Below are 12075 nucleotides of genomic sequence, written 5' to 3'. Positions count from 1 at the left end.
AATCAATGTTCCAAAGGGCTATTAACCAATTCTATGGCCTCTTCTAAGACCTGCTTCCTCTTTTGGTCAGTGATTTCTAAATCACGTAGAAATTTGGGATATCTAACCACGTCTTTGACCAAAATACATTGTGCTTTCAAAAGCCTGGCCTTATCCTGTGCATTCAGCGAGGTTAGGCAAGTGACTGGGTATTGTCCGTTATTATCGACACGGGCTTTAAGGCTGTATGTTTTAGGGTAATCCCAAGATAATAGATTCATTTTATGATACTCACCGAATTTGATAGAGTCCGTAGTCAGATAAGCATTTGTGACCAACCATCCGGCAGATATTTTTAATGACTTATTAAAAAACGTGTAGGAAATATTTGATATATCTACCACTCTAGACATAAAATACATAGGAGTGGTTACCGATATCTTCGCATCCACATCGTTTCGAAATTTGCACTCTATCGCCAAAAGCTCCTTTCCCTTGCTCGCGACGACGTCAATCTCATGCGTGACAGCGTGTCCTTGGATGGTCTGTCCGGTCACAGCCTGATAACCGTCCTCCTGAAACATTCGAGCCACCCATTTTTCGAAATAAAACCCTTCGGGGCCAAGATCCCTTAAGGCTTTCTTCAAACTATATCGAGCGGCATAAGTATCTCTACAGGACTTTAAATACTCAAACGCTAACTCGTAAAGTTCACGGGTAGAAATACCATCATATAACTTATCTTTTATACGTTCGAATACACCATCGACCTCCTCTGGGTTGGCTCCAGAGCGGGACAAGGAATAACGCAAACTATCAGGTTTGAAAGGAACTAATTCTCCGGAGTGTTTTTTTACCCGCATCTTATAAATCTCTCTTAAAAATACGCGTTAAGATACATATATTCATATATATTGAAAAACATAATTTCAAATAAGTTGTTATATAACTGTAACATAAAACAACATTTATTATGCTTTTAAATTACGCCTTAGAAAAGATAAAAAAGAAAGTGGATGAAGATTGTGTCGATGGAAATATCGGGACCTCTGAACGAATACTGTCCGTTGTGGCCGGTGGGTTGATATTAGGAATAGGCATAAAGCAACTCATAAAACGTCCAATGACAGCATTGACCGGGGTAACCCTTGGCGGAGCTTTGGTATACCGTGGAATAACGGGACACTGTAGCATCAAAGCTGGGCTCGATAAAATGACGAAAAAAGAAGACGAAGTAACTGTTATCGAACATCGCTACTTTGTAAAACAATAGTGCTGGTAGACATTTCCCCTATAGAGGAAGTATTGCTCTATGCGTTCTTTTTTTATCTTTGAAGAATGACAAAACGAAGTAAGATAGTCGTCTTAACCGGTGCTGGCATCTCTGCCGAAAGTGGACTACAGACATTCAGGGGGAATGATGGACTATGGGAAGGATATCGCATTGAAGATGTGGCAACCCCGGATGCATGGCGAAGAAATCCAGAGATGGTACAGCGTTTTTATAATGAACGAAGGAAAAAGTGTATTCTAGCGGAGCCTAACCCAGCACATGTCGCGCTAGCCGACCTAGAACAAGATGCAGATGTGTGGATTGTCACACAGAATATAGATGACCTCCACGAACGTGCAGGTAGTAAAAATATCATACACCTGCATGGTGAAATTAGAAAATCGCAATCTTCGCTAGACCCTACCATGGTGTACCCGATAATAGGGGACACAATTAGAATGGAGGAAACCTGCGAATTTGGCTCACCTTTGCGGCCGCATGTAGTGTGGTTTGGAGAGACTGTACCCAATATGGATAAAGCGATTCGACTGGTAAAGAATGCGGACTTTCTACTGGTTGTAGGCACTTCTCTGCAAGTATACCCTGCAGCAAATCTAGTCTATGAAACATCGAGCGAATGTAAAATAGTGGTTGTAGATCCGAATATTCCTCCGCTAAATATAAGAAGCAATGCAATACAACTATTTGAAGAAAAGGCTTCGATAGCACTACCAGATATGGTAGCCAATTTTAGAAAAAAACATACATTTGAAAAATAAAAATAGGAGAGTGATAGAAAAGCTCACCTATTTTTATTTAATAGTATCTATTGTAGGTATCGTTAAACCCGGTCCGCATACTTGTAAAAGACTTTAGGACGTGATTGATAAAATGTTCATCTAGAATCTCAAAGACCCCATTAACTCCATTCAACACATCTGATTCTGCAATCTTATAGGATTGCTCAAGATTCCCTTGCTCAAACTTGATGATGAACTTTTGATTCATCCCAAAAATAGTAATCTTACAATCTGGATGTGGCAATTCTGCTAAAACCCTCATTTAATCTTGATTTAATTAGAAGGCCACAAAGTAAACAAAATCTTAGCAATTGTATAATTAATCCCGTAAGAATATCATCATAATACGCCCTGAGACTTCATCGCCTCAGCAACTTTGATAAAACCGCCAATATTGGCCCCTTTCAGATAATTGATATATCCACCTTCTTCTTTTCCATAACGCACACAGGTCTTATGAATATTCTCCATAATGGTTTTTAGCCGACCATCCACTTTACTGGCGGACCACTGCTGTCCAATCGAATTCTGCGACATCTCTAGCCCCGATACAGCGACACCACCTGCATTTGCGGCCTTGCCCGGCGCAAAAAACACTTTAGCTTTTAAAAAAACTTTGACTGCCTCTGCCGTAGAAGGCATATTGGCACCTTCGGCAACACATTTGCAACCATTTTTTATCAATTTCTTAGCATCTGCTTCATTCAGTTCATTCTCTGTGGCACAGGGTAGCGCAATATCGCATTTAAATTGCCACGGCTTCTCGCCGGGATGAAAGGTCGCTGTCTTATATTTTTTTGTAAACTTATTCAAATCACGCCCTAGGGTATTGATAAAGGATAGTTTCTCTAAAGTAAGCCCTTCTTTGTCATACAATGTGCCTGAGCTATTGGATATGGTAATTACCCGAGCACCCAATGAAATGGCTTTTTCTGCCGCAAAGTAAGCAACGTTGCCTGCGCCAGAAATCGCAACAGTTTTTCCCTCCAGATTCTCATTTATAGAATCGTAGATGCAACCTACGAAATAAAGAAGTCCGTAACCGGTAGCCTCTGGTCGGATGTAAGAGCCACCCCAATTGACACCTTTTCCAGTAAGCACACCCGTGAAATTGTTCTGAATACGTTTGTATTGACCGAATAGATAACCAATCTCTCTGCCACCAACGCCAATATCACCCGCAGGTACGTCTGTATCGGCACCGATATGACGATACAGCTCGGTCATAAAGGACTGACAGAAACGCATTATCTCGTTGTCAGATTTACCTTTTGGATCAAAGTCGGCACCACCTTTACCTCCGCCAATAGGTAAACTCGTAAGCGAATTTTTAAAAACCTGCTCAAACGCCAAAAACTTCAAAACGCTGAGATTCACACTAGGAGCGAAGCGAAGTCCACCCTTATAAGGACCAATAGCGCTATTCATCTGAACTCTATATCCTCGATTGACCTGAATCTGGTTATTATCGTCCAGCCAGGCGACACGGAAAGAGATCACTCTTTCTGGCTCAGTTAACCGCTCTAAAATTTTCAAACTCTCAAATTCGGGGTGATATTTATTGATATAAGGAATAAGATCCTCCAAAACTTCAATTACCGCTTGTAAAAACTCGGACTCATTGGGATTGCGTTTTTCAACGTATTTAATAAAATTGTTAAGGTTTAGCATCTTTCTTTGAAAAAACTTTATATAGAAGTTTTCAAATTTAATAATTTCATATAAATATTTATAAAAAAATTAAAAAAACATAACAAAAGATCAAAAACAATAGCATAACACCGCCACGCGAGCATTAATCAAGTAGGGGAAGGGAGCTGCAAAAAAAATAGGGAGGAGAGGAGCAATGTTGCACCAATGGGATAAATTAATTTTTAGTTGTTGCTCCGCCTAGCAGCAGGATCGAACGGCTCTATATGCACAAAAACATTTGAAATCGAAGGCATATTCAACATCAAATAGTCCTTCAACGCATGTGCAATATCATGGCCTTGTCTAACACTTAAATCAGGACTTACAACCGCATGAAGATCAACAATATATGTCATGCCAATTTTTCTAACAAAACACTTATCAGTAGCAAGAACGCCATCAACACAAAGCGACATAGTCTTAACTTCATCTACCATATCTTCGAAAAGATTTTCATCCATAATTTCACCTAAAGCTGGTCTAAAAATATGATAACAGTTATATAGAATAAATCCGGCCGCAAACAATGCAGCCCAATCGTCCGCATATTCATACCCTTCGCCTAACCAAATAGCAAAAGAAATACCTATAAACGCTGCAACAGAGGTGATTGCATCACTACGGTGATGCCAAGCATCGGCTTTTAACGAAGTGCTATTTAAGGCTTTGGCACGTCTATTAACAACATGATAACTAATTTCTTTCCATATAATAATTCCACCAAGCACAAATAATGTCCAAGCCTCTGGCGGCTCGTGTGGGGTTCTTAGATTAATCACACTCTGATGAGCAATAACTGTAGCTGATATCACCAAGAAAATAACAACAATAAAAGTAACTAATGGCTCAATACGGCCGTGTCCATAGGGATGAGTCTCATCTGCAGGTCGTTTTGAATATTTAATTCCTAGTAAAACTAATATAGAGGAGAAAATATCTGTAGTAGATTCAATAGCATCAGCTATCAAGGCAAATGAGTTTCCAAAAAAACCGGCCAACCATTTAACTATAGCCAAGGCAAAGCTTCCTATGATACTAAAATATACGGTCTTTTCTGCTTTATCTGCTTTAGACGACATTCTTTTAAATCTTTATACAAAGTAAACAAATTATTTGCTTGTCTAAAACCTAGAATCCATTTATTACGGCTAAATGTCAAAACCATCATGTAAAGATCAAAACACATGAATTATATACATAATTTACGTTATGTTAAATAGATGTATGTGTATATTGTCTCCTCTGTTATTCATGTTTCAGTGTTAATTCAAAACCTACCTAGCCCTCTTATACTACAACCGCATCTATTCATATCACAACAATACTTTCCTTTATGGAGGGCTAAAGTATTTAAATGTGTCATTACTTTTTTCACAGTTTTTAATAGAAATAAAAAAAAGCTTGCAAACTCACCAACAAAATTCTACATTTGGAAAATTATTATTAATAAATGACAACAGTTTTTTCACATCACATTCATATGCATCATCGCCAGATTGGCGATATGTAATGTTATGTGTTTCTACGTGAAGCAACTCCCCCTCGATTTCATTTTTATAATTAATAATAGTTTTACCATCAACTAAACAATTCGTTTTGAAAAATCTAAAAATAGCTATCCAAAAGTCTGGTAGATTAAATGAAAAATCCGTTCAACTTCTAAAAAACTGCGGTCTTGATTTTGAGAACTATAAAAGCTCTCTTATTACGTCTGTTTCTAATTTTAACTTAGAAATATTGTTTTTGAGAGACGATGATATCCCAGGATATGTCGAAGAAGGTATTGCCGATCTTGGCATCGTAGGCGAAAATGTAATTGACGAAACAGAATCTAATGTAGCTTATTTACAGCGTCTTGGCTTTGGCAAATGTACATTAAAACTTGCTATCCCTAGAGACTCCAAAATATCTGATTTGAAAGACCTTAATGGCAAATCAATCGCAACCTCCTACCCTGTTATACTTAAGAATTTTCTTGAAGAATATAAAATAAACGCCGATATCCAGACAATTTCTGGTTCCGTAGAAATTGCACCAGGTCTGGGGCTAAGCGATGCTATCTGCGATATTGTATCGACTGGCGGTACACTAAAAAGCAACGGTTTGAAGCCATTTGCTGATGTACGCAAATCGGAAGCTATATTAATAGCACGCGAAGGTCTGGAAGAAAACGAAATACTAATGGAGCTGTTGCAGCGGATTCAATCCGTATTAAGGGCCAAAGAGACGAAATATGTGGTACTTAATGTAGAAAAAAACAACCTCGAAAAAGTAACGGAATTATTGAAAGGTGTCAAGAGTCCAACCGTGGTACCTCTAGCCGAGGAAGGCTGGGTAGCTGTGCACACCGTGATTTCGGAAGATGATTTTTGGGGTAAAATCAATAAACTCAAGTCTGTAGGCGCACAAGGAATCGTGGTGATGCCTATAGAAAAAATCATATTATAATGCTAAAAGTTTACAATCAGGAAGAATTATCACCAACTGCTATCGAACAGTTGGTGCTACGAAATACAGACCCTAATAATGCTATCTCTGACACCGTATATTCCATCATCGAAGATGTAAAAAGTTCAGGAGATAAAGCCCTAAGAGCCTATGCTTCTAAATTTGATCAGGTAGATTTGGAACAAGTATATCTGGGCAAAGACGATATCGAGGAGCTCGCCAGTACAATATCTAGAGATCAGCAGCGTGCGCTCGAAATTGCGTTTCAAAATATTCACCGTTTTCATAGTACGCAACTGAAACGCGAGCGGGTTACCGAGACAATGCCAGGCGTAAAATGCTGGCGGGAAGCGCGTCCTATAGAACGTGTCGGCCTCTACATTCCAGGCGGATCGGCCGTATTGCCCTCCACCCTGCTCATGCTGGGCGTTCCGGCAAGAATAGCTGGCTGCAAAAAGATTGTGGTCTGCTCGCCTCCTCAGAAATCGGGCAAAATCAACGGATTCGTTGCTTATTGTTTAATCCTATTGAAAATAGAGCGCATTTATCTTGTGGGAGGTGCTCAGGCTATTGCTGCTATGGCATTCGGAACGGAAACAGTGCCGAAGGTTGACAAAATATTCGGCCCTGGAAATCAATTTGTCACGAAAGCAAAAAGTATCATACAAGGTCAGACAAATGTCAGTATAGATATGCCTGCTGGTCCTTCGGAAGTATTGGTTATCGCTGATGAAACAGCAAATCCGGCTTATGTAGCTGCGGATCTATTGGCACAGGCCGAGCATGGGCCAGATAGCCAGGCTGTACTGGTCTCGACTTCGGCTGAACTCATTAGGCAGGTCAATCTAGAACTAAACAAGCAGGTAAGTCTACTACCGCGTCAGGAAATAGCCAGCGCGGCCCTGACCAACTCCTACGCTATCCTAACGACAGATTTGAGAGCTGCAATGGAGTTTTCCAACAAATATGCTCCCGAGCACCTTATTATCGAGTCGGATGCCTGGCAATCGATCACTTCGCTAATACTTAATGCAGGTTCGGTATTCCTTGGACATCTTACTCCAGAGAGTGCAGGAGATTACGCTTCCGGAACAAATCATACACTGCCTACCTCTGGCTATGCAAAATCCTACTCCGGCGTTTCTGTAGATTCGTTTATTAAGAAGATAACATTTCAGCAGATAAGTCCTGAAGGACTACAACAAATTGGTTCCATAGTAGAAATATTGGCTGAACTAGAAGGGCTTCATGGTCATAAAAATGCAGTTAGCATACGTAAAGCTGATTTATAATAAGAGAAAAAGGTAAGCAAGAATAATTAAACTTGCTTACCTTTTATCTTATCGATATGTTGGGATAGTGTGCTCCGGGTCAGTTCGTATCCATCTTTTATCAAATCTGACGATCGATCAAAATCCCATATTCCTGAAAGATCATTGGGAATATTTATTACATAATCAGGCTGATACAGTTGAATACTCAAAAGACTGAGTCTGCGCCTCATGGCCATATAGGATTCCTGCAATAAATCTAATGCATTGAGTTTGCTATAGGATTTCTCTACGGCTGCCTTGGGAGGTCCATCTAAATTGATTGCGATCTTAATATTATCTGTATTTTGTACATAATTGATAGGAACAGGGTTAAGTACTCCTCCATCAACAAGAAATTTATTAGCAAGCTGTACCCCCTGAAAAACAGCTGGTATAGCTATTGACGCCCTAATCGCAGAATAAATACTTCCTTTTCGAAATACAACTTCCTGCTCGTTGGCTAAATCTGTTGCAACTGCAGTAAATTTGATACCGAGGGTTTCAATAGCGACATCTTCAAAAACTTCCTGTAAGGTACGCATAACCTTTTGGCCTTTTAAAATCCCGAACCTCGGATCGGAAAAGTCCATCAAACGAAATACTTCCCGTTTTGTCAGCTTGCTCATCCACTCGCCCAACTCTCCTATCTTCCCACCAGCAAAGGCTGCTCCGACTAGTGAACCTATAGAACAACCTACCACTTCGTCAATTTCGACTCCCTGTTCAAGCAGCCATTGTATAGCACCAATTTGAGAAATGCCTCGTGCGCCACCACTCCCTAGAATCAAAGATACCTTCTGTTGTTGCATATTATACAGTTTTGACTAAAGATAGAAAAAAAGATAGATTTATTTTTGTCAACTGAAAGTCTAAAAAACAAGCCGCATTTGCAAAAAATAAAAACGGGTGTTACTTTTGCTAACAGTGTTAACTAAATGTTCAAACACATGAGTACAACAACAAGAAGAGAGCGTGAAATTCAGGAGCTACGGAGCAAGATTATCACCCAGTCATGGAAGATAATCACTGAAGATGGATGGCAAGCCCTATCTATCCGGAAGATTGCGGATGCAATCGAGTATAGTGCTCCGGTAATCTATAAACACTTTGAAAGTAAGGAGGCTATCATCGAGTATTTTTCAAAAGAAGGATTCAATATCCTATCCCATAAGATGAGTTTGATTCCTGAAGACAAAATCGACTCTAGCGAGCGCTTACGAGATATCGCCTATACGTACTGGAAATTCGCATCTACTTATGTACAGCATTATAGAATCATGTTCGGATTAGGAATCCCTCCATGTGAGGCTATCAACAGTTCAAAGGAAATGCAACGTACTTCAAACTACATGTATAGTGCTATAGAGCAAGTGCTAAACGACTCTGCAAATCACATCGCAGATAAATACCTGAAGATAAAGACTTTCTGGTCCACACTTCATGGTTTTGTTGCTATTGCCCTATTATCAGACGACCATATCCCTTCAGCACCTACCCCCACCCTGATAGACGCTGTTGAAGGTTTTATATTTACACTAAAAAACAACAAATAAACAATGAGCTTATTACAAGACTTATCCTGGAGATATGCCACTAAAAAAATGAACGGCACTCCAGTAGCACAAGAAAAAGTAAACTATATTATCGAAGCTGCTAGAATGGCTCCTACCTCATCTGGATTGCAGCCATTTAAAATTATACAGATAAGTAATCCGGATCTTAAGGCTAAGATTCAACCTATCGCATTCGGACAAACACAAATTGTAGACTCTTCTCACCTATTGATTTTTGCGGCTTATGATGAATATACAAAAGAACGTGTAGATGCCGTATTCGCACAGCAGGAAACAGAACGAGAGTTGCCATTAGGTACATCGGACGACTACAAGAACACCTTATTTGGAATGTTTGCACAACAAACCAAAGAGCAACACTTTGCACATGCTGCACGGCAAGCCTATATCGGCTTCGGAATGGCGATCGCCGCTGCTGCAGAGCAACGTGTGGATGCTACGCCAATGGAAGGTTTTACAAATGCGCAACTGGACGAACTTTTAGGTCTGGACAAGTTGGGACTGAAATCGGTTACGATACTGGCATTAGGTTACAGAGATGAACCAAATGACTGGTTGGTCAACCTGAAAAAAGTAAGAACAAAACCGGAAGACTTCGTCATCAATTTCAATTAATTTTTTATATTTTCTATTGAATAAGCCCTATACCGAATGGTTGGGGCTTTTTTGTGCGCAAAAAAAAGTCTCTCTATTCCTTAAATAGAGAGACTTGATTATGTTGGATTACAGATTATTAAATTCCGGCAATCGCTGTATTCAATGTCGCTGAAGGACGCATCGCTGTAGAAGCAAGCTCATCATTAGGGAAGTAATATCCTCCAATTTGTTGTGCTTTACCTTGTGCAGCAATCAATTCTTCATTGATTTTAGCTTCATTGGCAGTCAACGTTTGTGCCAATGCTGCAAATTTAGTTGCTAAATCAGCATCTTTAGTTTGTTTTGCCAATTCCTGAGCCCAGTATAATGTCAGGTAGAAATGTGAACCACGGTTGTCTATCTGTCCTACTTTACGTGCCGGAGATTTGTCATTAGCTAAGAACAATGCATTTGCCTCATCCAACGCATCTGCCAACACCTGAGCTTTGCTATTATTCTGTGTTTGTGCCAAATGCTCGAAAGAAGCTTGCAACGCTAAGAATTCTCCTAAAGAGTCCCAACGTAAATAACCTTCTTCTAAGAACTGCTCAACATGCTTTGGAGCAGAACCACCAGCACCTGTTTCAAATAGACCTCCACCATTCATTAAAGGAACGATAGATAACATCTTAGCTGAAGTACCAACTTCTAAGATTGGGAATAAATCGGTAAGGTAATCACGTAAAACATTACCTGTTACGGAGATAGTATCTTCACCTTCACGAATACGGTCTAGTGAGAATTTTGTAGCTTCTACTGGAGACATTACAAATATATCTAAACCATTTGTATCAAAATCGCCTAGGTATTTCTCTACTTTCTTGATAATCTCTCTATCGTGTGCACGTGCTTCATCCAGCCAGAATACCGCTGGCGTAGCTGATAGACGAGCACGGTTAACTGCTAACTTAACCCAATCTTGAATAGGAGCATCTTTTGTCTGACACATACGGAAGATATCGCCCGCTTCTACAGCCTGGCTCATATATACATCGCCATTAGCATCGACAACACGAATTGTTCCTTTGGCTGTTGCTTGGAACGTCTTGTCATGAGAACCGTATTCTTCTGCTTTCTGCGCCATCAAACCTACGTTTGGAACAGAACCCATTGTTTTTGGATCCAACGCGCCATTTTCTTTACAATCTTCGATCATAGCCTCGTATACACCTGCATACGAACGGTCAGGGATCATCGCAATGGTATCACGTTCTGCACCTGCTTTATCCCACATTTTACCACCTATACGGATCATCGCAGGCATAGAAGCATCGACAATCACATCAGAAGGAACGTGTAGGTTGGTTATTCCTTTATCAGAATTAACCATAGCCAAATCAGGGCCATTAGCAATAGCAGCCTCAATAGCCGCTTTTACTTCACCTTCTTTTTCGTTACCCGCTATTTTAGCGAATACCTCACCCAAGCCATTATTCTTATTGATACCTAAAGAAGCAAACAACTCACCATATTTAGCAAATACTTCTTTGAAATATACCTCTACAATAGCACCAAAGATAATAGGGTCTGAAACCTTCATCATGGTAGCTTTTAAGTGTGCTGACAACAAGACTCCAGCTGCTTTAGCTTCTGCAATAGTAGCGGCAACGAAGTCTTTCAATTTAGCAACATTCATCACAGAAGAATCAATAACTTCACCTGCCTTCAATGGAGCTAATCCTTTCAACTCTTTTACGGATCCGTCTGCAGCGACAAATTCTATTTTATACTGAGACTCTTTTTCTATAGTCACCGATTGTTCCGTCGCATAAAAATCTCCCTCTGTCATAGAGGCAACTTTGGTTTTGCTATCCGCTGCCCAAGCCCCCATTCGATGTGGGTTTGCCTTCGCATAGTTCTTTACCGCTTTTGGAGCTCTACGGTCCGAGTTTCCTTCTCTCAATACCGGATTCACCGCCGATCCTAAAACCTTAGCATAACTTGCTTTGATTTTCTCTTCTTCATCATTAGAAGGGTTGTCTGGATAATTAGGTATTGCGTAGCCTGCAAGCTGTAATTCAGCAATAGCCGCTTTCAGTTGAGGTATAGAAGCCGAAATATTCGGTAACTTAATAATATTCGCGTCAGGTGTCGTAGCTAACTGTCCCAATTCTGCCAAAGCATCTACAGTCTGTTGCTCTGGTTTCAAATACGAATTAAAATTGGCAAGAATACGTCCAGCCAATGAAATATCTCTCAACTCAACGTCAATATCAGCAGTTTTTGCAAATGCTTGTACAATCGGTAAAAAGGAATAAGTTGCCAATAGTGGCGCCTCATCTGTTTTGGTGTAAATAATCTTAGAAGACATAGTTTCTGTTGAAGTATTATTAATTTTTCGTTTTAAGAGTCTGAATATT

12 protein-coding genes are annotated in these 12075 nt (G+C 40.0%); 6 read left to right on the top strand and 6 right to left on the bottom strand.

Features of this window, described 5'->3' with window-relative positions; genetic code table 11:
• Window positions 1–2 precede the first annotated feature (2 nt).
• Window positions 3–842, bottom strand: a complete 840-nt coding sequence (locus tag JKG61_RS10255) for an ATP cone domain-containing protein (RefSeq protein WP_202102889.1) — start codon at window positions 840–842, stop codon at window positions 3–5.
• Between the two features lie 110 nt (window positions 843–952).
• On the opposite strand from JKG61_RS10255, the gene JKG61_RS10250 reads away from it, so the two are divergent.
• Complete coding sequence (locus JKG61_RS10250) at window positions 953–1252, top strand: YgaP family membrane protein (RefSeq protein ID WP_202102888.1); 300 nt, start codon at window positions 953–955, stop codon at window positions 1250–1252.
• 65 nt (window positions 1253–1317) lie between these two features.
• Window positions 1318–2031 carry an SIR2 family NAD-dependent protein deacylase gene (locus tag JKG61_RS10245; protein WP_202102887.1) on the top strand — a complete coding sequence of 238 codons (714 nt, stop codon included), beginning with the start codon at window positions 1318–1320 and terminating at the stop codon, window positions 2029–2031.
• A gap of 37 nt (window positions 2032–2068) precedes the next feature.
• Here JKG61_RS10245 and JKG61_RS10240 read toward each other — a convergent pair whose 3' ends face one another.
• From JKG61_RS10240 to JKG61_RS10230, 3 genes are all read right to left on the bottom strand, one after another.
• A complete protein-coding gene (locus tag JKG61_RS10240; RefSeq protein WP_202102886.1) occupies window positions 2069–2314 on the bottom strand; it encodes a hypothetical protein in 246 nt (81 codons plus the stop codon).
• A gap of 77 nt (window positions 2315–2391) precedes the next feature.
• Window positions 2392–3723, bottom strand: a complete 1332-nt coding sequence (gene gdhA, locus JKG61_RS10235; protein WP_202102885.1) for an NADP-specific glutamate dehydrogenase — start codon at window positions 3721–3723, stop codon at window positions 2392–2394.
• A 203-nt stretch (window positions 3724–3926) separates the two neighbouring features.
• Window positions 3927–4823 carry a cation diffusion facilitator family transporter gene (locus JKG61_RS10230; RefSeq protein WP_202102884.1) on the bottom strand — a complete coding sequence of 299 codons (897 nt, stop codon included), beginning with the start codon at window positions 4821–4823 and terminating at the stop codon, window positions 3927–3929.
• A gap of 517 nt (window positions 4824–5340) precedes the next feature.
• Here JKG61_RS10230 and hisG point away from each other — a divergent pair.
• Both hisG and hisD read left to right on the top strand, forming a co-directional pair.
• Entirely contained in the window at window positions 5341–6192 is an 852-nt protein-coding gene (hisG, locus tag JKG61_RS10225) for an ATP phosphoribosyltransferase (protein WP_021068389.1), read from the top strand.
• Entirely contained in the window at window positions 6192–7484 is a 1293-nt protein-coding gene (gene hisD, locus JKG61_RS10220) for a histidinol dehydrogenase (RefSeq protein ID WP_202102883.1), read from the top strand. Before hisG ends, hisD begins: the two co-directional genes overlap by 1 nt.
• A 26-nt stretch (window positions 7485–7510) precedes the next feature.
• Here the strand turns inward: hisD and JKG61_RS10215 are convergent, their stop codons facing one another.
• Window positions 7511–8314, bottom strand: a complete 804-nt coding sequence (locus JKG61_RS10215; RefSeq protein WP_202102882.1) for a patatin-like phospholipase family protein — start codon at window positions 8312–8314, stop codon at window positions 7511–7513.
• Between the two features lie 138 nt (window positions 8315–8452).
• On the opposite strand from JKG61_RS10215, the gene JKG61_RS10210 reads away from it, so the two are divergent.
• Together JKG61_RS10210 and JKG61_RS10205 are read left to right on the top strand one after the other, a co-directional pair.
• Window positions 8453–9058: a TetR/AcrR family transcriptional regulator gene (locus JKG61_RS10210; RefSeq protein ID WP_202102881.1), complete on the top strand. Its 606-nt coding sequence runs from the start codon at window positions 8453–8455 to the stop codon at window positions 9056–9058.
• A 3-nt stretch (window positions 9059–9061) separates the two neighbouring features.
• Window positions 9062–9694, top strand: a complete 633-nt coding sequence (locus JKG61_RS10205; protein ID WP_202102880.1) for a nitroreductase family protein — start codon at window positions 9062–9064, stop codon at window positions 9692–9694.
• A 118-nt stretch (window positions 9695–9812) separates the two neighbouring features.
• Here JKG61_RS10205 and JKG61_RS10200 read toward each other — a convergent pair whose 3' ends face one another.
• Complete coding sequence (locus tag JKG61_RS10200; protein WP_202102879.1) at window positions 9813–12026, bottom strand: NADP-dependent isocitrate dehydrogenase; 2214 nt, start codon at window positions 12024–12026, stop codon at window positions 9813–9815.
• Window positions 12027–12075 lie beyond the last annotated feature (49 nt).

It is taken from the genome of Sphingobacterium faecale, from assembly GCF_016746095.1.
Lineage (GTDB): Bacteria > Bacteroidota > Bacteroidia > Sphingobacteriales > Sphingobacteriaceae > Sphingobacterium > Sphingobacterium faecale.
The sequence above is the reverse complement of the archived record's forward strand: the minus strand, read 5'-3'. Positions and strand labels throughout refer to the sequence as shown.